The 21592-nt window shown below is 50.2% G+C and carries 19 protein-coding genes; 14 read left to right on the top strand and 5 right to left on the bottom strand.

From position 1 onward, the window contains the following. Positions 1–10: 10 nt before the first annotated feature. The 6 genes from ACQ4MZ_RS15805 to ACQ4MZ_RS15780 all read left to right on the top strand — a co-directional run bounded on the left by ACQ4MZ_RS15805 (position 11) and on the right by ACQ4MZ_RS15780 (position 8565). Positions 11–898: a YicC/YloC family endoribonuclease gene (locus ACQ4MZ_RS15805; protein WP_430846079.1), complete on the top strand. Its 888-nt coding sequence runs from the start codon at positions 11–13 to the stop codon at positions 896–898. Then, positions 898–1521, top strand: coding sequence for a DNA-3-methyladenine glycosylase (locus tag ACQ4MZ_RS15800; protein WP_430846077.1), 624 nt, complete (start codon positions 898–900; stop codon positions 1519–1521). The genes ACQ4MZ_RS15805 and ACQ4MZ_RS15800 overlap by 1 nt, the downstream gene beginning before the upstream one ends. Positions 1522–1591: 70 nt before the next feature. Then, positions 1592–3394 carry a tetratricopeptide repeat-containing sensor histidine kinase gene (locus ACQ4MZ_RS15795; RefSeq protein WP_430846075.1) on the top strand — a complete coding sequence of 601 codons (1803 nt, stop codon included), beginning with the start codon at positions 1592–1594 and terminating at the stop codon, positions 3392–3394. A 71-nt stretch (positions 3395–3465) separates the two neighbouring features. Next, on the top strand, positions 3466–4650 hold the full coding sequence (locus ACQ4MZ_RS15790) for a class I SAM-dependent methyltransferase (RefSeq protein WP_430846073.1): 1185 nt from the start codon (positions 3466–3468) through the stop codon (positions 4648–4650). 72 nt (positions 4651–4722) lie between these two features. Continuing rightward, the gene (locus tag ACQ4MZ_RS15785; RefSeq protein ID WP_430846071.1) at positions 4723–7044 is read left to right on the top strand and encodes an efflux RND transporter permease subunit; all 2322 of its coding nucleotides are present in this window, start codon (positions 4723–4725) and stop codon (positions 7042–7044) included. Positions 7045–7182: 138 nt separating this feature from the next. Continuing rightward, on the top strand, positions 7183–8565 hold the full coding sequence (locus ACQ4MZ_RS15780) for a M20/M25/M40 family metallo-hydrolase (protein WP_430846069.1): 1383 nt from the start codon (positions 7183–7185) through the stop codon (positions 8563–8565). A gap of 94 nt (positions 8566–8659) precedes the next feature. Here the strand turns inward: ACQ4MZ_RS15780 and ACQ4MZ_RS15775 are convergent, their stop codons facing one another. Further along, entirely contained in the window at positions 8660–9382 is a 723-nt protein-coding gene (locus ACQ4MZ_RS15775) for a peptidase (protein WP_430846067.1), read from the bottom strand. A gap of 106 nt (positions 9383–9488) precedes the next feature. Here ACQ4MZ_RS15775 and ACQ4MZ_RS15770 point away from each other — a divergent pair, with 106 nt between their 5' ends. Next, positions 9489–10310, top strand: a complete 822-nt coding sequence (locus ACQ4MZ_RS15770) for a maleylpyruvate isomerase N-terminal domain-containing protein (protein WP_430846065.1) — start codon at positions 9489–9491, stop codon at positions 10308–10310. A 72-nt stretch (positions 10311–10382) separates the two neighbouring features. Here the strand turns inward: ACQ4MZ_RS15770 and ACQ4MZ_RS15765 are convergent, their stop codons facing one another. From ACQ4MZ_RS15765 to ACQ4MZ_RS15755, 3 genes are all read right to left on the bottom strand, one after another. Next, on the bottom strand, positions 10383–10706 hold the full coding sequence (locus ACQ4MZ_RS15765; RefSeq protein ID WP_430846063.1) for a 2Fe-2S iron-sulfur cluster-binding protein: 324 nt from the start codon (positions 10704–10706) through the stop codon (positions 10383–10385). Between the two features lie 2 nt (positions 10707–10708). Continuing rightward, the gene (locus ACQ4MZ_RS15760; RefSeq protein WP_430846061.1) at positions 10709–11713 is read right to left on the bottom strand and encodes an NAD(P)/FAD-dependent oxidoreductase; all 1005 of its coding nucleotides are present in this window, start codon (positions 11711–11713) and stop codon (positions 10709–10711) included. A 110-nt stretch (positions 11714–11823) separates the two neighbouring features. Beyond that, positions 11824–12726, bottom strand: a complete 903-nt coding sequence (locus tag ACQ4MZ_RS15755) for a diacylglycerol/lipid kinase family protein (protein ID WP_430846059.1) — start codon at positions 12724–12726, stop codon at positions 11824–11826. An 84-nt stretch (positions 12727–12810) separates the two neighbouring features. On the opposite strand from ACQ4MZ_RS15755, the gene surE reads away from it, so the two are divergent. The 3 genes from surE (at position 12811) to ACQ4MZ_RS15740 (ending at position 17435) form a co-directional block, all read left to right on the top strand. Next, the gene (surE, locus tag ACQ4MZ_RS15750; RefSeq protein ID WP_223407897.1) at positions 12811–13545 is read left to right on the top strand and encodes a 5'/3'-nucleotidase SurE; all 735 of its coding nucleotides are present in this window, start codon (positions 12811–12813) and stop codon (positions 13543–13545) included. A gap of 225 nt (positions 13546–13770) precedes the next feature. After that, complete coding sequence (locus ACQ4MZ_RS15745) at positions 13771–15069, top strand: MFS transporter (protein ID WP_430846057.1); 1299 nt, start codon at positions 13771–13773, stop codon at positions 15067–15069. Positions 15070–15116: 47 nt separating this feature from the next. Then, positions 15117–17435, top strand: a complete 2319-nt coding sequence (locus ACQ4MZ_RS15740) for a DUF7133 domain-containing protein (protein WP_430846055.1) — start codon at positions 15117–15119, stop codon at positions 17433–17435. A gap of 605 nt (positions 17436–18040) precedes the next feature. Here the strand turns inward: ACQ4MZ_RS15740 and ACQ4MZ_RS15735 are convergent. Next, positions 18041–18373, bottom strand: coding sequence for a hypothetical protein (locus tag ACQ4MZ_RS15735; RefSeq protein ID WP_430846053.1), 333 nt, complete (start codon positions 18371–18373; stop codon positions 18041–18043). 102 nt (positions 18374–18475) lie between these two features. On the opposite strand from ACQ4MZ_RS15735, the gene ACQ4MZ_RS15730 reads away from it, so the two are divergent. The 4 genes from ACQ4MZ_RS15730 to ACQ4MZ_RS15715 all read left to right on the top strand — a co-directional run bounded on the left by ACQ4MZ_RS15730 (position 18476) and on the right by ACQ4MZ_RS15715 (position 21584). Further along, positions 18476–19030, top strand: coding sequence for a TetR/AcrR family transcriptional regulator (locus ACQ4MZ_RS15730; RefSeq protein ID WP_430846051.1), 555 nt, complete (start codon positions 18476–18478; stop codon positions 19028–19030). Between the two features lie 51 nt (positions 19031–19081). After that, the gene (locus ACQ4MZ_RS15725) at positions 19082–19990 is read left to right on the top strand and encodes an NAD(P)/FAD-dependent oxidoreductase (protein WP_430846049.1); all 909 of its coding nucleotides are present in this window, start codon (positions 19082–19084) and stop codon (positions 19988–19990) included. 148 nt (positions 19991–20138) lie between these two features. After that, positions 20139–21296 (top strand): THUMP domain-containing class I SAM-dependent RNA methyltransferase, encoded by a 1158-nt coding sequence (locus tag ACQ4MZ_RS15720; RefSeq protein WP_430846047.1) that lies wholly within the window; start codon positions 20139–20141, stop codon positions 21294–21296. Between the two features lie 120 nt (positions 21297–21416). Next, positions 21417–21584: a hypothetical protein gene (locus tag ACQ4MZ_RS15715; protein ID WP_430846045.1), complete on the top strand. Its 168-nt coding sequence runs from the start codon at positions 21417–21419 to the stop codon at positions 21582–21584. Positions 21585–21592: the final 8 nt, after the last annotated feature.

The following is a 21592-nucleotide window of genomic DNA, read 5'->3' as shown; positions in this document are numbered from 1 at the left end:
GCACATTCTTATGTTAAAATCAATGACCGGATACGGTGTATCCAACATCGAATCCGAATCGATCAATGTCACGGTGGAAATCAAGACATTGAACTCTAAATTCCTGGATATTTATTGTCGCGTACCACGCAATTACTCCGAAAGGGAGATCGAAATCCGTAACCTCATTACCCAGTCGCTGGAACGCGGTAAAGTGGAGTTTACGCTCACTGTCCAGCCAGTGGGGAAGACGGTCGCTTCGACTTCGGTGAACAGGGCGCTAGTCAGCGCCTATTACCAGGATCTGTCGCAAACAGCGACCGACCTGGGCTTTACACCGGATTCGACAGAACTGCTTCGCATTGCATTGCAAATGCCCAATGCATATAACAACGAAACGGTGGACGAGACCAGCAAAGAAGACGACTGGGCGCAGATCAAAGTGGCCGTGATGGAAGCGCTCCGTAAATGTTCTGTTTTCCGCGAGCAGGAAGGCCGCATGACCGCCGACAAATTCGCTGAATACATTGCTACCATTCAGAATCTCCTCGACCAGGTGGCCGAACAGGACAAAACCCGCATTCCGGCTGTCCGTGAACGCATCGAAAAACAGATGAGGGATTTGCTGACCGACGATAACTTCGACCCGAACCGTTTCGAGCAGGAACTGATTTATTATGTCGAGAAATTCGATATTTCGGAAGAGAAGATCCGTCTGGCAAACCACCTTACCTATTTCATTGAGACGATGAAAGCTTCGGAAAGCAACGGTAAAAAGCTCAATTTCATAGCGCAGGAAATCGGCCGGGAAATCAACACCATCGGCTCGAAAGCCAACGACGCCACGATCCAGCACCTGGTGGTCCAGATGAAGGACGAGCTTGAAAAAATTAAGGAGCAAACGATGAACATTATCTGATGCCCGGAGAGAAGCTTCCTCTTTCCTTCTTCTCCGATTATGATACCCGTACTCTCGCGCAGAAATTGTTGGGCTGCGAACTGGTGCATGAAAGCCCGGACGGCCTTACGAGCGGCATAATTGTCGAAACGGAGGCCTATTTGCAGGATGATCCTGCGTGCCATGCATTCAACCGGCGTACTCCACGCACTGAGCCGATGTATGGCATCGCCGGCACGGTATATGTCTACCTGATTTACGGCATGTACCAATGCTTCAATATTGTCAGCAATGCCGAAGGTACCGGGGAAGCGGTGCTGATCCGTGCATTGCAGCCTACGGCCGGTATCGAACTCATGGAAATGCGCAGGCTGATCCGGCCCGGAAAAACACCCGGTATGTCCCCGACCGGTAAGATAGCCCTTAAAGAACTTTGCCGCGGCCCGGGCAAACTGGTGCAGGCCATGGGCATTGAGCGTGACAAACATAATGCGACCCTTCTCACCGGCGAAGCATTGTACCTCCGCGCACCAGTCGCTGCTCCTCAGGCGATTACAGCCGGCCCTCGTATCGGCATTAATGTCGGCCGCGAACTTCCTTACAGATATTACATAAAAGACAATATTTTTGTAAGTAAAGGCTAATGGCCCGCGTCTTATTAAACCAGCCTTCGACAACCCGCTACGCACCTAACTATCAAGAGATCAGTGCTATATGAATGAATTCTACAAACTAGTTCTCCTCTTCTCGTTAGGATGCATTCTCTCTTTTAGCCAATGCACTTCCACCGGACAGGGCAACGGCGCAAAAAGAAGTACCGAAGTAGTGGAATCCAAGCCACAGGAAGGCTTTGCCGAAGACACTGTCCTCATTCGCAAATACCATAAGCTCGCTTCCGAGTATTTGTTTCAGGATGCGGAAAAGTCAATGTTCTATTCCAAACATGTACTGCGCCTTTCTCAAAAACACCAATGGGCGAAAGGGAAGCTGCTTGCCTACAACCTGCTGAGTACCTATTATTTGCTGGATGGCAGCTACGACGTTTTGCGGGAGCTTTCCAATGAAACGATTACCCTATCGAAACAGTTGAATATGCCGATGTTCACTGCTCATGGCAAACGTTTCCTGGGTGAAAGCTACTCCGAATACCGCCAATGGGACTCTTCCCGGATCAACTACGAGCATGCCATACAGATTTTCACCCAACTGAAAGCCGATAGCTCGCTCGCGTTGAGCATCGAGAACCTGGGTAACTGCTACCGTGAGAAAAGTAGGTACGATGTGGCCATGAAGCTGTACAACCAGTCGTATAAGATGTTCGATAAAATGAACTCAGACTGGGGCCGTGCTACCGTTCTGCAAAGCATTGGTTACATGAATGTGCGCACGGCCAATTATGCAGTAGCCGAAAAGTATTTCTTGCAAAGTATTGCGCTGTTCCGCAAAATCCAGAATCGATACGGAGAGCTGAACTGCCTGAACGACCTTAGCAATATCTATTATTACCAGAAGAAATACGACAAGTCCATTGAGGCCGGCCTCAGGGCATTGACTTATTCTAAAATCTATCATTCCACCCAGCAAACCAACTGGGCACTCGTAACGCTTTCCCGCTCTTACAAGGCAAAAGAGATGTATGATGTTGCCTTGAATTACAGCCAGGCGGTCAACTATACACGCCGGATGATCCATGACGAGACGATCAAGCGCCAATACACGATGTACCAGCTGATGTACGACAACGAGCTGATGGACTCCGAGATCCAGCAGAAAATCATCAGCGAGCAGCGCACCGTGCAGCGGTTCCTGATCGGCTTCTCCTGCCTTGTTATTCTGTTTGCAATTTTCCTTTGGTTCAATAACAAAAAGCTCCGCAGGAAAAATGCTGAAATACAGGCCGCACTCATTGAAGGGCAGACAATCGAAAGAAAGCGCGTCGCAGCCGAACTGCACGACCATCTGGGTGGCACATTGGCATCGCTGAACTGGTATTTGTATGGAATTGATAAAAAAGTACTTTCCGCAGAAGAACAAAAGATCTACGAAAGCGTACACCAGATGGTCGGGGCCGCTTATAAGGAAGTAAGGAGCCTTTCCCACAACCTGATGCCTGCTGAGCTCGAAGAACACGGACTGATCATGGCCCTGCAACGGCTTATCAGCAAACTGAACGAAAACAAGAATATCGCATTTACATTCAACCAGAAAGGGATGAACAACCGGCTCAACAACAAGATCGAGTTTGAGCTTTACAGCATTGTATTGGAATTGACCAACAACATCATCAAACACTCCGGCGCCACCGAGGCAACAGTTGACCTGACTGAAAACCTCAAAACGATTGTCCTCGTGGTGAGCGATAACGGTACCGGGATGATCGAACCGAGCCGACAGGGAGTTGGTTTGAGAAATATCAAAAGCCGTGTGGAAAGTCTGCACGGTAAAATACAGATTCACAGCGAGGACCAAAACGGCATTCGTGTCGAAATCGAGATTCCCAAAGTAATCATCAAGTGATTTCCCCCCGCAACGAGACTGTAACGGCACATTTGCTCGTTACATTTTATAGAAAAGATTGAAGCACCCTCATGAATGTTACCGAAAAGGCTCAGGAATTCATTACCGAGAGCAAAAATAGTCTCTATAACGGCTCGTTCGTCAAACTCTCGCTCGGCAACTACCACGGCGCCGACGAAAGCCTGAAAAATATCTACATCAAGAAAGTCCTTATCAAGAAAGAGCCGCGGTTAAGCCTTACTTACCGCCACAAAACACGGGACATTACCAAAAACCACACGTACGAAGAGGTGATCGGGATGCTTGCGCAATGGCTCGGCAGCGATTTCCGCGTGGCGACTTTACAAATGACGGATTCGGACGTGCTTTTTGAAATGCACCCCAGCGGCAAGGCTACCTTGAAGAAAAAGGCCGTCGCCAACCGGGATGCGCCTTCTCTGAGCCACGACAAGAACAAAAACCGGCTCATTTCATCCAACGGCAAAAGCTACCTGTTCGATCTCAAAATCACCGATCAGCAGGGTAATGTGTTCCATAATGCCCAGGACAAATTCCGGCAGATCAATCATTATATCGACATTCTGAGCAGCCTGATTAGGGAAATCGACCCGGAAAATACAGTCAGGGTGGCGGATATGGGCTCGGGGAAGGGTTATCTCACATTTGCCTTATACGACTACCTTAAAAATGTACTGAAACTCACGCCGGAAGTGACCGGCATCGAATTCCGGGAGGATCTGGTGACATTATGCAACCAGATCGCTCAAAACGCCGGTTTCGAAGGACTGTCATTCCGGGAAGGTACGATCGACCAGTTTGATGCTGCCGGCACGAATATCCTCATCGCGCTGCATGCCTGCGACACAGCCACCGACGACGCCATATTCAAAGGCATCCAGGCCGAATCCGATCTGATCGTAGTCGCCCCCTGCTGTCACAAGCAAATCCGCAGGCAGATCGAGAAACATAAGACTGAAAATGACGTCAGTTTTCTGACCCGGCACGGTATTTTCCTTGAAAGGCAGGCGGAAATGGTAACCGACGGTATCCGCGCGCTGGTACTGGAATATTTTGGGTACAAAACGAAGGTGTTCGAATTTATTTCCGATGCCCATACCCCTAAAAACGTCCTGATAGTGGGAACAAGGGGCAGCCGGACGGAAAAATCGCAGGCGGCAGCGCTCGAAAAGATCCGGGAAGCCAAGCGGTTCTTTGGCATTGAGTACCATCATCTTGAGAGATTGACCGGCATTTGAAGCGTCAAAAATGCCCCTTTTTCCCTTCGTAGTAGCTATATTTGCAACTTTTTGTGAACTGAATAATTAATTATGTGGAATAAAATAGCAACTTACATCATCCGCTACCGGCTTTTGTGGGTTGCATTAGTGTTAGTATCGACGGTCTTCATGGCCTATGAAGCCAGCAAAATTGAACTCTCCTACAATTTCGCACGCATCCTGCCCTCCAACGACCCCGTAGAGAAAGAATACCAGGACTTCCGCAAGCTTTTCGGCGAAGACGGTAGTGTGATGGTGATCGGCTGGCAGGACCCGCAGCTTTTCGAGATCAACAAATTCCGCGACTGGTGCAAACTCTCGCAGCAAATTAAGGAGACGGAAGGTATCAAGAACGTGCTTTCGTTGGCCAATGTTTACAAAATCGCCCGCAACGACAGCCTCACCCGTTTCGATTTTTCCCCGGTTATTCGCGATATTCCCAACACCCAGGCAGAGGCCGACAGCATTAAAAAAGAGATTGCCAACCTCCCTATCTATGAAGGGTTGGTACTCAACAGCAAAACTAACGCGACGCTGATCGTTATCACCTTCAACGATAAGGAGCTCAATTCGAAACGCCGTCTGACGATCGTCGACGATATTGAAAAAATGTCCGAAACGTTCGCCGCCAAATACAATACCGATCTGCATTATTCCGGGATGCCTTATATCAGGACAGTGAATATGAAAAAGATCTCCGGTGAAATGGAGCTTTTCATGGGGTTGGCGGTATTCGTCACGCTGCTCATTCTCTGGGCTTTTTTCCGCTCGTTCCGCCTTACTTTGCTCTCCATTGTAGTAGTGCTCATCGGCGTGGTATTCTCAGTGGGAATTTTGCATTTATTTAACTACAAAATCACCGCCCTCACCGGCCTCATACCGCCGCTACTCATCGTCATCGGGGTCCCCAACTGCGTATTCCTGATCAATAAATACCAGGCAGAGCTCGTGTCGCATAACAACAAGGACGAGGCATTACGCGAAATGATCCGGCAAATCGGATTATCGACCTTCCTGGCGAATATGACGACGGCGATTGGTTTCGGTGTGTTTTATTTCACCAATAGTATTCTGCTTGTGGAATTTGGTGTGGTGGCAGCCATCAGCGTGATGGTCACTTATGTGCTTTGCCTGGTGCTACTGCCGATTACCCTGCATTACATGAGTACACCCAAGCCCCGCCATTTGAAGCACCTTGAAGGAAAATGGGCATTCGGGTTCCTTAGGATGGTTAACAGCCTGGTCCACAACCGCCGGAAAGAGATTTACATTGCCATGGTGGTATTGATCGTCGTTTCGGCGTTCGGTATGACCAAGATCCAAACGATCGGTTATGTGGTGGATGATTTACCCAAAAAAGATGTGGTGTACACCGACCTCCGCTTTTTTGAGAAGAACTTCAATGGCGTATTGCCTTTCGAGGTGATGATCAATACCCAACAACCCAACGGCGTGTTTGCGGACCAGGCCAGGACTTTGTACAAGATCAAGGCTTTGCAAAACGAAATGGCGAAGTTTCCCGAGTTCTCGAAACCGGTTTCCATTGTCGAGGCATCCAAATTCCTCTACCAGGGCTACCGCGGCGGCGATGCCAAATATTACGCGCTGCCCGGCGTATTGGAGCTGAATAAAATGGCCCCTTATCTGCAAAGCCAGCAAGGCGCAGCAAAGCAGCTGACTTCATTCCTGAACGAGGATAAAAGCGTTACCAGGGTTAGTTTTCAGATGGCCGATGTTGGTTCTGAGCGCATTAAGGAGCTGATGGCCCGCATCCGCCCGAAAGTCGATTCGATTTTCAGTCCAGAGCAATACAAGGTGGGCCTCACCGGCCACAGCCTGGTGTTCCTGAAAAGCAACGATTACCTGCTCAGCAATTTGTACGAGAGCCTCATCATTGCGATCGTCCTGATCGCGATTGTGGGCATGGCGCTTTTCCGCTCCATCCCTATTATCCTGCTATCCAAACTCCCCTGCCTGATCCCGCTCGCGTTGACGGCCGGTATCATGGGCTATTTCGATATTTATTTCAAACCGACGACGATCCTGATTTTTAGCATTACGTTCGGTATCGCGTCGGACGGAACGGTTTACTTCCTGACACGTTACCGCGAAGAGCTGTACAAAAAAGGCCTTACCCCGTCGAAGGCGGTGACCGCGTCTATTTTCGGGACCGGTTTGAGTATGATCTACACGGCAGTGATCCTTTTCTGCGGGTTCTCGATTTTCGCGGCGTCCAGCTTCGGCGGAACGGCTGCGATGGGTGTCATGGTGTCGATCACTTTGCTGGTGGCGATGTGTACCAACCTGATCCTTTTGCCTGCATTATTGCTGTCAATTGCCAAACGTCAGGGAAAAGATGTGAAACCGAGCTAAATGGAGTTCAAGTTTTATGAGTTTAGAGTTTAAAGTCTACGAGTTCAGAGTTTATGAGTCCAAAGTTTAATTATGTTTACTTTAAACTCATAAACTTTGAACCTATAACTCTAACAACTCCAAAACTCCTGTCACCAAATGAAGAAATTCTTTACAGCGCTATCCCTTTCCATTACGGGGATAGCGTTTCCCGTTTCGGCCCAAACCGACTTCGAAGCCGACTCTATCTTTATCCGTAAAATTTACAACACGGCACTCGGGGAAGGCAAATCCTACGAATGGCTCCGGCACCTGACCCAGCAGGTCGGGCCGAGGCTGAGCGGCTCGGAAGGTGCTGCCAAAGCTGTCGTTTATACCAAATCGGTGATGGAAGGCGAGCGTTTCGATCATGTGTTCCTGCAAAATGTGATGGTTCCGCATTGGGTGCGCGGAGCGAAGGAGAAAGCGCAGATCATTGTTGGCAAACAAAAAACGGAGGTTCCCATAGCGGCACTGGGCGGTTCGATCGCTACTCCCAAAGGTGGTATCAAAGGCAAAGTAATCGAGGTGAAGAGCTTCCAGGAGCTTCGCGACCTGGGCACCGAGAAAGTAAAGGGTAAAATTGTGTTCTTCAATCGCCCGATGGACGCTACCAAAATCAATACCTTCGAGGCCTACGCAGGTGCGGTAGAGCAACGCGCCGCGGGCGCGAGCGAAGCCGCCAAACTGGGTGCGATAGGTTCCATTACCCGTTCCATGACAACGCGCCTCGACGATTTTCCACACACGGGCAGCATGCGCTACGCGAGCGGCGCGCCGATGATCCCGGCGGCGGCCATCAGTACAAACGGCGCCGAATTGTTGTCCAGAACATTGAAAGCAAATCCAGAAACAGAGTTCTATTTCGAACAAAGCTGTGAAACACTTCCGGATGCGCCGTCGCACAATGTGATCGGGGAATTAAAGGGGCAAACCACTCCCGACAAATACATTGCGGTAGGTGGTCACCTCGATTCGTGGGACTTTGCCCAGGGCGCGCATGACGACGGCTCCGGCTGCGTGCAGTCCATCGAGGCGGTGCGCATTTTAAAAGCATTAGGCTACCAGCCCAATAACACGTTGCGTGCGGTTATGTTCATGAACGAGGAGAATGGGATGAAGGGAGGCGTTACTTACGCCGATTCTGTCAAATCCAGAAAAGAAATCCATATCGCTGCCATTGAATCCGACCACGGAGGGTTTTCACCCCGCGGCTTCGGGATTGTAGGTACACCAGAGCAAAAAGCCAAAATCCAGCGATGGACAAAACTATTTGCGGCTTACGGGGTTCACGAACTGGGACCCGGCGGCGGCGGCGCGGATATCGGACCGCTGGCGCAGCAGGGTACGGTGCTATTGGGGTTAATGCCCGATACGCAGCGGTATTTCGACTACCACCATGCGGCCAACGATAAGTTTGAGGCTGTCAGCAAGCGTGAATTGGAGCTGGGAGCAGCTGCCATGGCTTCTATGCTGTACCTTATCGACAAATATGGCCTTTAGGCCATCCCTTGTCCCAGGGACTGAAGTCCCTGGATGGAGATGTGTCGGGCCGCTGGCCCTTGTTAACGGCGAAGGGGACTTTTAGTCCCCTTTGCTATTCCAGTTTTTCGAAGGTTTTCTCCATCCATTCTTCGGGGATGTCGTCCAGCGCCTGTTTAAGCTTTTCGGCCCAGATTCTCGATATCTCTTCCATATCTTTCTGTTCGTAACGGTGTTCGACGATGGCGAAGCTATCCTTTTTGTACAATACCACATCGATTGGAAAATCGACATCGTTGTTGCTCACGCGTGTGGAGTCGAATGAGAGAAACCCCGCTTTCAGCGCCTGTTTCATCGTCGAATTTTCATTGAGTACGCGATTCAATATAGCCTTCCCCTGACCGGAGTTACCGATGATTACATACGGCGAGCCTTCGTCAAGCTCCACCCAGTTGCCTTCCGAATAAAGGAGAAACAGCTTGTGCTCCTTGTCGTCTTTCAGCTGGCCGCCCACAATGGTATTAAGGTTAAATTTCAAGCCCGACCTTTCCAGGCTGGCCTTATCTTCTTCGGCTACCCGTTTGATCTGCTCTCCAAATGCGTTTACAGCCTTGTACAGCTTGTTGTAAACGACGCCTTCGCTGATCAACTCTTCAAAATAATGCACCGCTTTGTCGCGTACGGACCTCAACCCGCTGGTCATAATGAACATCGAATAGTTGTCCTGCTGGGTGACATACATCTTCTTTTTAGTAGTGGTATTGGTACCTGCGGTGATCCGCGTATCGGCCAGGGCAACGAGGCCTTCTTTTACTTTTATTCCTAAACAATAAGTCATTTTTCTGCACTTTGAACCGGCCCAAAAATACCAAATCACATTCTGAACATCACAACAAATCCCTTTTTCATCGATATTTAAAGCCAAATAAGTCCACACCGCCGCCATGATCCACACCGTTCACCTGTTTGCCGAGCTCGACGAACACCTTATTGCATTACTTAAATCCCTCAAGTCCGAAGATTGGGAGAAACCGACCGTCGCCCGCCTGTGGAAAGTCCGCGACGTCGCCGCGCATTTGCTCGACGGCAATATCCGTGTAATCTCCATGTACCGCGACGGCCATTTCACCGCGCCCGACCGGGAAATCAACAGCTATGACGATCTGGTAGCTTATCTGAACCAGTTGAATGCGGATTGGGTAAAGGCCTCGAAACGAATGAGCCCTGCCCTCCTTACCGAATTGCTCGAAAGTACCGGCAAACAATATTCACAAATCATGGCAGAACAGGACCTGGAAGCCGATGCGATTTTTTCGGTATCCTGGGCTGGTGAAACCGTTTCCAAAAACTGGTTCCACATTGCCCGTGAATACACCGAGAAATGGCATCACCAGCAACAGATCCGCGATGCGGTAAATAAACCCGGCATTATGACGCCCCGGCTGTTTCGTCCGCTCATCGAAACCTTCCTGCGCGGGCTCCCGTACACGTACAGGCACACGCAGGCGCCCAAGGGCACGGCCATACGCATCCGAATTGAGCTGGACGAGCAGTTTGAATGGTTTTTGATTAAAACAGAAAATGGCTGGATAATCGATGAAAGTTCCGGAAAAGCACCCGAAGCATCGCTTACCCTCGACGCCGATACCGCCTGGAAGCTTTTTACCAAAGCCATTAAACCGGACGAGGCATTAACAAATGCACATTTAACTGGAAATAAAGAACTTGCAGGCATTACATTAAACCTTATTGCAGTAATGGCCTGAAAACTAAAAACCTCCGCTGGCCATTCAGCGGAGGTTTATGTACTATTATTCCAAAATTCTAATAACCTTATTTCAAGCTTCCTGTAATGCTTTCAGGCGAAACACCAACCCGTCCATTTCGTCGGACGGCCGGAGCTGGCATGAAAGCCTGCTGTTACTGTCGGCATTCGGCAATGTATCCAGCGTATCGAGCTCCTGGTCATTGGATTCCGGCAACTTTTCCTTGCCTTCCAGCACTTCGATATGGCAGGTTGCACAGAGGGCCATTCCGCCGCAGGTAGCCTGGATGTCGTATTCGTATGCTTTGAGGATTTCCATCAGGTTGAAGCCCATATCGGTGGGTACTTCCAGCGCCTGGCGCTCTCCTAAATCGTTCTCTATGAATATATTGATCATGGCTAAAATGGATTAACACCGTTAACAGTGGTGTATTTGAAACTTAATTTCTGATCGGGGTAAACGTATTTGAATGCGCTCTGCATCATAATTGCCGCTTCATGAAAACCGCACAAAATGAGTTTCAGCTTGCCCGGATAGGTATTGATATCACCGATCGCGTAAATGCGCTCGACATTTGTGGAATAATCGAAGGTGTCCACAATCACCGCCGACTTCTCGACGCCCAGACTCCAGTCGGCAATCGGGCCGAGTTTGGGACTAAGACCAAAAAGCGGGATGAAATCGTCGGTGGGAATCGTGGTAACTGATTTATCATTTCCCAAAATGGATACCTCTTTAAGCACGCCATTACCCCCGAGTTTGTTTACCTGTGCTTGCAGAATGAGGTCGATTTTGCCCTTTCCGGCCAGGTCATACACTTTTTCGGCCGAATCCGGCGCGCCGCGGAAGGTATCACCCCGGTGTACGAGCGTAACGCGGGAGGCGATATCAGCGAGGAAGATCGTCCAGTCGAGCGCGGAATCACCGCCACCGGCCAGCACCACATTCCGTCCGCGGAACTGCTCCGGCTTTTTCACCATATAATGCACGCCCTTACCTTCGAAATATTCGAGTTGCTCCACGGCCGGCTTCCGCGGCTCGAAGCTCCCGAGCCCTGCCGCAATAACCACCACCTGGCAATGCACGTCCGTTCCCTCGTTGGTTCGTACCACATAACTGCCGTCGTCCTGTTTTTCGAGTGCTTCCACTCTTTCGCCCAATGTAAATCCCGGTTTGAACTCCTCGATCTGCTTCATGAGGTTGTTCACAAGATCTTCGGCAATGATGGCCGGCGCACCGGGAATATCGTAAATAGGTTTTTGGGGATAAATTTCAGCAAGCTGGCCGCCCACTACGGGCAGGGCATCGATGAGGTGGCAACGCATTTTGAGCAATCCGGCCTCGAAAACCGCGAAGAGCCCTACCGGCCCCGCTCCAATGATGCAAATATCTGTATGGATCATAATTCAATGTGAATGAGAACTTTGGAAAAATTTGATATTCCAAAAGTAGTGCTCATTCACATAGTTAGCCAATCACAATTGGTTATCCGCTATAACCAAAAGTTATAGCACTAGCCCTCTGTGATCATAAATTGCAGCATATCAGGCAATATTTCGATCTCCACTTCTACGGGCACTTCGATTTTCAGCCGCTCGTCATCGATATGTGCGTCTTTTCCGTCCCAGAAAATCTTCACCTTCCTGGCGCGAATGGTCGAAAAACTGAACTCCTTGTCCTCATCGTTAATGCGGCTGAGCAGAAACGACTCGAATTTGCTGCGGCTTTCTTCCGAAACCATCACCACATCGAGCATCCCGTCGCCCGGATCGGCCTCACCCGCGAGCACGAGGTTTGGCCCGATGGAGCGGATATTCATGATTTCCACCATCATATAATTACCGGAATGCTCCACACCGTCAGCCACAATAGTGCAGGGCCGGGCTTCATAATTTTGCACGATTTCGAGCAGTACGGCACGCGCTGCTTTGAGCTTTTCCTCAGCGGTATCGCCGATATCGCCTTCTATTTTGCTCATTACCTTCATCAGGCGCGGGAAAATACCGTAACCAAATGCTTCCAGGAAAAACAAGTCTTCGCCCACGCCATGTACGCGGCCGATATCGAACGGTTTGAGCCGGTAATGATGCCAGTGCGGAATAATTTCCTTTGGATGCCCTTCAATCTGCAATGCGGTGGCGATATTGTTGGCGGTCCCATGCGGCAATAAGGCCAGCGGGTATTGCTTGTCGAGCCGCTTGCGTTTCATGAGCGCTTTGGCCGCCCGCCGGACAGTTCCGTCTCCTCCGGCCACGATCAGGAAATCGGTGTCATTTTCGAAAGTATCCCAGCCTTCCTCCTTTACGGACGAATAGGTGCATTCGAAGCCTTCTTTCTTAATCAGTTTGACCAGCTCCTTCTTGGAAAAGTCATTATCCCCGGCTGTCGGGTTGTGTAAAAGGGTCGTTTTTTTCATATCAGGATGTATAGCATACCCCGGCTTTATAAAAAACATACCAGGCATAATTTTATTAATAATCACCCGAAAACGCTATACGTTATGAAAATCCTGGTAACGAACGATGATGGAATATACAGCCCGGGCCTTGCGGCGCTTGCCAAAATTGCCTCGCGGTTCGGAGAGGTGAAAATAGTAGCCCCGGATGTGGAACAATCCTCGATGGGTCACGCTATTACGGCGTCCAGGCCGCTTTCCTATAAAAAGTCCCCGATCGAATTCGAGGGTATCGATGCCTACCGCGTGAACGGCACACCTGCCGACTGCGTGGCATTGGGGCAACACTTGTGGGACAAACCCGACGTGGTGCTGTCGGGTATCAACCTGGGACCTAACCTGGGGAATGCGATGTGGCATTCGGGCACGCTAGCAGCAGCCAAACAGGCAGTGCTCTTCGGCATTAAAGGCATCGCATTGAGCACGCCTACCGACGTCGAACCCGATTTCGAGAAACTCGATCCGTTTGTGGAAAAGGCGCTGGACCTGCTTTTCAAGAACCCGCACCTGAATCTGGTGAATGTCAATTTCCCGCACGACCCCAAAGGCGTGCGCTGGACACGGCAATCGGTGCGGCTGTACGACAACAATATCGTCCCGGCGCTCGATCCGATGGGCCGCAAGCATTACTGGTTTACCGTGGTTCCGCTGGAACCCGCCGAAGAAGGCACCGACCGCTGGGCCATTGAAAATCAATTCGTCTCCATAACTCCCCTCCGCCTCGACCTGACCAATGAAGCGGAGCTCATGAAGGCGCAGCTGGCTTACCCCATTACATAAGTAAATCCAGCCACACCACCACTTTGAAAGTAAAGTGTGGTTAGAATTATTTGCAAAACGTTTCTTCTATAACCCCGATCCCGCGCCCCAATCCGGTGCGGGATCTTTTTTGTTCAAGTCTTTTGCAAAACCATTAAGGGGTAGAATGGGAAAAATGTAGTCTTATCTGCAAGACAGACGTATTTTTACAAATTCCTGAATCCAAGAAATCAGTTTTTCCTCATCATGAAACAAACCAATATTGGCAACTATCGCTGGGTTATTTGCGCATTACTCTTCTTTGCAACCACTATCAACTACATCGACAGACAGATTCTTGGATTATTAAAACCTACCCTCGAAACAGAATTCAACTGGACAGAAAGCGACTACGCGAACATCGTGATGGTTTTCGCTGGCTGCTATGCCGCCGGTTATATCGTGTTCGGTAACATCATCGACAAGATAGGCTCGAAACTCGGATACGCCGTTTCCATTATCATCTGGAGTATCGCTGCGGTGGCGCATGCATTTGTGAAAAGCACATTCGGCTTCGGGGCTGTGCGTGCCATACTGGGCCTCGGCGAGGCAGGTAACTTCCCGGCGGCGGTAAAAGCGACGGCAGAATGGTTCCCGAAACGCGAACGCGCGCTCGCGACCGGTATTTTCAACTCCGGTACGAGTATCGGGGCCGTAGTTGCACCTATTCTCGTCCCCTGGCTATTAAGTACTTACAGCTGGCAGGGCGCGTTCATCATCACCGGCGCAATTGGCTTTATCTGGTTGATATTTTGGTGGTTGATGTACGAAATACCTTCCCGCCACAAGAAAGTAAGCCCCGAAGAATATGCGTTTATCCACAGCGATAACGAAGCCGGCGACGGCGAGAACCAGAAACCCATTCACTGGACCAAGCTGGTAACGCTTCCGCAAACGTGGGTTTTTATTATCGGAAAATTTCTGACAGACCCGGTATGGTGGTTCTTCCTTTTCTGGCTTCCATCTTACTTCGCTACCACATTTGCATTGGATCTTAAAAAGCCTAGTCTGCATTTGGCGATCGTCTACACAGCGACCACATTCGGGAGCATCGGCGGCGGTTATCTGTCGTCCTATCTGATCAAAAAAGGCTGGACGCCGCTCCGTGCCCGTAAAACCACATTGCTCGTGATGGCATTCGCCGTGATGCCGATTATCCTCGCACAATTCGCGACGGACATATGGACTGTCGTAGGCATTATCGCCATCGCTACTGCTGCGCACCAGGCCTGGAGCGCGAACATCTTCACCATTGTATCCGACATTTTCCCGAAACGCGCAGTAAGCTCAGCGGTAGGTATCGGCGGTATGGCCGGCTCCCTCGGCTCGACATTCTTCCCGCTGCTTGTAGGCGCATTACTCGACCATTATAAGGGAACAGGTAACATCGGCGCGGGCTACAACATCCTGTTCATCGTTTGTGGGCTCGCCTACATCGTTGCCTGGCTTGCCATCCATTTCCTTACGTCCAATATGAAACCGGTGGAAGAATCGTTAAACAACTGATCTACCAAAAATCACCAAGCTGTTAATATTGCTAGCATAGCATTCTGATGAAGAAGTACCATTATCCCCTTTTGATCCTGGCTGTTTCGTCCATGTTGGTGTATTGTAAAACCAACAAGCAAACCAGCCAGCAAACCTCCTCGGCCACGACAACTGTTGCAAAGGAGGAGAAACCCTCCTCAAATGCCGGAAAGTCTCCTTTTATCCCTGCCTCCGAAACCATCGGTAAAATGGTCATCGAGGATGGTTTTGAAGTCAGACTCGTTGCCGCGGAGCCGCTCGTGAGTGCGCCTGTGGCTATGCAGTTCGACGACAAAGCCAGAATGTGGGTCGTAGAGATGGTAGGCTACATGCCCGACACCATCGGTACCGGCGAGGACATCCCGAATGGTAACATCGTGATCCTCGACGACAAAAATAAGGACGGCGTTTACGACGACCGAAAAGTGCTGATCGACTCGCTCGTGCTTCCACGCGCCATCTGCCTGATCGAAAATGGTATCCTCGTGGCCGAGCCGACCAATCTCTGGTTTTATGAACTGAAAAATGACCAGGTGGTCAAAAAGACGCTTGTAGACCCTAAATACACTGAGGGCGGCAACGTGGAGCACCAGCCCAATGGCCTTCTGCGTGCGATGGACAACTGGATTTACAATGCCAAATCCGACAAACGATACCGTCATATCGGGGGCAAATGGGTAATCGAGCATACCCACTTCCGTGGCCAATGGGGCATTTGCCAGGATAACTACGGCCGTCTTTATTATAACAACAATTCCCAAAACCTCCTGGGCGACTATTTCCCTGCCGGCCTCGGTGCCTGGAACAAAAACCAGCGAGGTGTTGCCGGTTACAATGAGAAATCGGTAGCCAATAATAAGGTATACCCACTGCATCCCACACCGGGTGTGAACCGCGGCTACATGAAGAATGTCCTGGACGACAGCCTGCGTTTGAATGAGTTTACAGCAGCTGCTGCTCCCGTCATTTATCGCGGTGATCTGTTTGGAAAAAACTACGATTTCAATGCATTTGTACCGGAGCCTTCCGCAAACCTGATCAAACGGGATTTTCTGAATGAAAAAGGATATGTGGTAAAAGGTGATATCGCTTACAAAGGCAGGGAGTTCCTCGCCAGCACCGACGAGCGTTTCCGGCCTGTAAGCCTCTACAATGCACCCGACGGCAGCCTGTTCGTACTCGACATGTACCGCGGCATTATCCAGCACAAAACTTACCTGACGCCTTACCTGAAAGACCAGATCGGCAAGCGCGACCTGACGCAGCCCCTTTCGGCAGGCCGCATTTACAAGATTGTTCCAAAAGGCTCGAATCCTAAACCGGTAACCATTCCGGATGGTGCCCAGGAATTAGTGAAACTGCTCGGCCATCCGAACGGCTGGGTCCGTGACCGGGCCCAACAAAAATTGATCGACGGCAAATACAACCAGACGGTACCCGCGCTTAGGGAAGCTATTAAACAAACAGCCGACCCATTACTGGCCATCCACGCATTGTGGACACTCGAAGGTTTGAATTCCCTGAAACCCGAAGAGGCACTGAGCTGGATCCGGCAATCGGCCTGGACTTTCCGAGCACAGGGGCTGTATGCATCCACGTCGGTGATCACCCCTACTTCCTACCAGCAATTTGCCACCGCATTTGACGGCATAGTCGACTCGGGCGATACACTCGCGGCGCCTTACATTGCATTCCTTGCCAAAAGCATCGAAAAGTTTGACCAGAATGCATCCCGCGGCCTGCTCAACAAGCTGGCCGCCAAATACCCGAACAACCGCTACGTGTCCGACGCAATTATCAGTAACTTGCAGGATCAGGAAGAAACCTTTCAGAGCGCCATTTCTGCCACTGTGTCCGATCAGAATGCGGTGCTCAACAAGCAACTAACACGCGTAGTGACTGCTGTCCGCAATGCACAGGGTAACCGCAACCCGGAAATGCTCAAAAAAGAATTTCCAAAAGGCGAGGCATTATTTACTTCAGTATGCCAGACCTGCCACGGTGCCGACGGCGGCGGCGTAAAATCACTCGCACCGCCATTGAACCAATCGGAATGGGTGACCGGCAACAAGGATAAACTCATTTCCATCGTCCTTTTCGGCCTTACCGGCCCGGTCAAGGTGAACGGCCACGTGTACCAAACACCGGAAGTAAGTGGCGACATGCCCGGCATCGGCTACGACAAAGGCATGCCCAACGAAGACATCGCACAGCTGCTGAGCTTCATCCGCCGCTCATGGCGCAACAATGCCGATAAGGTAACCACTGAAGAAGTGACCAAAGTCCGCACAAAACTCACCGGCCGCGAAAAAGCATTCACCGAAGCCGAACTGAACGGCATTTGATGGTATGTTGTTGATTATGAATGAAAGGCGCCTCGAAAGGGACGTCTTTTTTTGCTAAAAGAGGGTTATGATATCCCTTCTAGCGAAGTTTGACTGTTGGGTGGGAGTAGCGAGGAATCTGCATGACTTATCAGGCCAAGCAATAGACTAATTTCCCGGTCGGTAAAAACGATCACTCTGTCGCACTCAGGGCCTACAATGGACATTCTTACGTCGCTTCCCTCGAAATTGGCCATATTATTTACGAGCTTTTCAAGTTGTATTCTCAAAGAGTCTTGCCGGGCATTTAACAGCCGAAGCTGGTAAATGCCCAACAAATGCACTCTTGGAAGAATTGAAGATTTATTGTTTCTCCGGACAAAGTCTATCAACTTGGCGTCGCCAGTATTATCGAACTTCATTAAAATGATGAGTCCTAGCAGTTCTTTTTCAGTAAGTTGCCGAATTTCGCCGTTCATTTCCTTAAATCCCTAATACTCTAATCTGTCTAAATCTCCGGACCTTTCAACAACCACCTCCCGACCAGGATCACATTTACAATCACCGTCGCCAGCTGATTTTAAAATGAAAGCAAGCCCATTTAACAGGTCAAAAGAGATAAACTTCTAGTTGGCTGTCTTATTTATTTCAAATGAGCAGTGCTTGTAAGTTAGTAAGCGATTGCCGTCAAAGCCGACAATCGCATCTTCAACCTCCGACTTCGCTATGTCACAGCTTCCCTTCTTTTTAAAAAGGCCTCGCTCCCAAATTTGGCCGTTTTCAGAAAAAATATTTGCATTAATGGTGGTGGAAGTAACCGACACAAATTCTACCCATACGCCACCGTCGGGGCCACCTTTCCAAACCGCAGTTTCCGGTACAGTTATTGGCCTCGACCGTCCAGTTTCGCTGCAACCCGAAATCCAAACTGTCAGCGCTCCGAGAATAACCCATTTCATGTAATAAGAATTTTAGCACTGCATCGCTAACAATTTAATACAAATCAAATTTTCAGCAAAAAATGTCACAAATATGAGACATTCCACTACCTTTGTAAAATCATGAAAGACACTGAGCAAAGTATTATCGAAGCTGCGATCCTGATTTTCAACGAGGATCTCTCTGCACCACTGGAAAAAGTGGCGGATCAGGCGCAGGTGACCCGCAGGACTTTGCACCGGTATTTTAAGGACCGGAAGGAGTTAATGGATAAATGCCAGAAGGAAATCCGCAGAGCCTGTGCCGTAGCGATGTTCAATGCATATAATACGACCGAAAATCCCCGGGAGCGGCTCGAAGCGATGTTTTATGCCGGACTCGATTGCGGTTCCAAAAACACTTTTTTACACAAACTACACACGTTGCACGACCATAAACACCAGGCAGCCAATGAAGCATGCTCCAAATATGACCATACATTCGAGCTCTGGAAAACTAATCTGCAACGGCTGCTCACCGAGGGCGTGATCAACCAGGCCATGACCGTCGACTGGATCCACAATTTCTTTCAAAGCGTAGTAGTGGTATTCATTAACTCGCAGCAAAAAGGGACGCTCGGTCGCGCCGAGGCACGCGAACTCGCCTGGTTTTCATTTAGTAAGGGAATAGGTATTTAAAATTTTTTGTCCAACCATGTCTCATTTTTGAGACATTTATGCATTTCAAACATGACTAATCAACAACTATTCGACGTCGCGATTATTGGCGGCAGCTACGCCGGGCTTTCGGCTGCCATGACATTGGGCCGTGCCCGCCGTAAGGTAATCATCATCGACAGCGGAAAACCCTGCAACCGACAGACGCCGCATTCGCACAATCTCATTACCCACGACGGCAAGACGCCCGCCGAAATCTCGGCCCTCGCACGCGAACAGGTACTCGCCTACCCGACCGTACAGATGTGCGCCGGCCTGGTTACGCAGGTAACAGGCGCGGACGGCGCATTCACCATGGCCGTGGACGAGGAACATACATTGCAAGCCAAAAAACTGATTTTCGCCACCGGTATCCGCGACATCATGCCCGATATCCCCGGCTTTGCCGAAAGCTGGGGTATCAGCGCCATCCATTGCCCTTACTGCCACGGCTACGAATACAGCGACGCCCGTACCGGCGTCCTTATGAATGGCGAAATGGCATTGGAATACCTTAAAATGATCCGCCACTGGACCGCCGACCTTACCCTCTATACCAACGGCCCCGCCACATTCGACGAGGCGACGCGCCAAAAAATGCTCGCATTCGGTGCAGAAATCGTGGAGCAGCCCGTTGCCTCACTGGATCATGAAAACGGTTACCTGAAATCGCTCCGCCTCGCCGACGGTACTACCCGCGACATTACCGCCCTTTACCACCGCCCCGCATTCGTCCAGCATTCGCCGATACCCGAACAACTCGGTTGCGAGCTCAATCCGCAGGGCTTTATCAAAGTGGATGAAGCACAAAAAACAACCGTAGCCGGCATATACGCAGCCGGCGATAACAGCGGCGCATTCAGGGGGTTAACCGGCGCTATGGCCGCAGGAACAACCGCCGGCGCAAGGCTCAATCACGAATTAATCAATGAAGAGTACTGATTGGCTTGTTGCAATATGGTAGATTTGTGGTTATCGGCAGTCGGCCATCGGCTGTCGGCTGTCGGCGGTTAGCTGCTGGCAATCGAATTGTCATTTTTGTTTTACTAAAAAAGCCGACGGCCGAAAGCCGAAAGCTGACTGCCACAATATGTTCAAAACCTCCGCCCCCATTATCATTACTTGTTACAAACGCCTCGCGCCGTTCCTCGAAAAGGAGGTGACGGCATTGGGCTACCGGGTGGAAGAGACATTTGCTACCGGCGTCCGGCTGCGGGGTACGGTCAACGACTGCATTAAATTGAACCTGAACCTCTACTGTGCAAGTCAGGTGCTTTACAGCCTGGGCACATTCAACGCCCAGCACCCAGACGATGTATACCGGTTTTTGTCCAAAATGCAATGGGAGAATATCCTGGCCGACGACGCGTATTTCTCGGTTACCAGCAATGTGATGACCGCGACAGTGAACAACACCATGTTTGCGAACCTGCGCGTGAAGGACGCCATCGTGGACAGGCTCCGTGACAAAAAGGGCGTAAGGCCGTCGACCGGCTCGGAGCTGAAAGGAGCCGTAGTGCATTTGTTCTGGAAGGACGATCGCGCTGAAATCTTCATCGATACTTCCGGCGAAACGGTGGCGCGGCACGGCTACCGCAAAATTCCCGGCAAGGCACCTATGCTGGAAGCCCTCGCGTCGGCGACGATCCTGGCCAGCCAATGGAACCGCAATTCGGCATTTATCAACCCCATGTGCGGCTCGGGTACGCTCGCAATCGAAGCGGCGCTGATTGCCACCAATAGCCGCCCCGGGCTTTTCAGGGACAATTACTCGTTCATGCATTTGCTCGGTTACGATGAGGAAGTGTATTTCAGCGCGCAGGATAAGCTGGAAGCGCAGATCATCGAAGCGCCTAAAATGCGCATAATTGCCACGGACTACGATCAGAACGCGGTTACCAATGCCAAAAAGAACGCAATCGCAGCCGGCGTAGCCGATATGATCGAGTTCGGGCTCTGTGATTTTGCGGACACCGAAGTGCCACGGGATACCAAAGGTGTCTTCTTCGTAAACCCGGAATACGGCGAGCGCCTCGGCGAAATCAGCGAACTTGAAGAAACTTATGGACGGATTGGTGATTTTATGAAACAAAAGTGTGGAGGATATTACGGATATGTGTTCACCGGAAACCTCGATCTGGCCAAAAAAATTGGTCTTAAAGCCAAGCGCAGAATCGAATTTTATTCCGGTAAAATCGATTGCAGGCTGCTGGAATACGAACTTTACGAGGGTTCGAGAAGAGTATAGTCCCAAATCCGCGAAATGCTGCTAAACATAGTTTCTCGCTCGATAACTTTGGCACAATATCTCGATAACTTTGGCACAATATTTAGATAATATAGGGCATAACCATTTAGAAAAATTGTCATGAAACAGTCACAAAGTTCAGGAACCATGCCGCAAGGCCAGGTCCGGAACAGGCCTGAAAACAAAGACAATCTGGATAGCAGGCATCGTGAGGAAGAAATGGTAAAAGGTAATCATATTACCAGCAACCAGAAAGAGAATCACAGTCTGGGAAAACAGCGAAGGTAGCATTCGAT

The organism is Dyadobacter sp. BHUBP1, assembly GCF_050587785.1.
GTDB lineage: Bacteria > Bacteroidota > Bacteroidia > Cytophagales > Spirosomataceae > Dyadobacter.
This window is presented reverse-complemented; position numbering and strand designations above follow the sequence as displayed.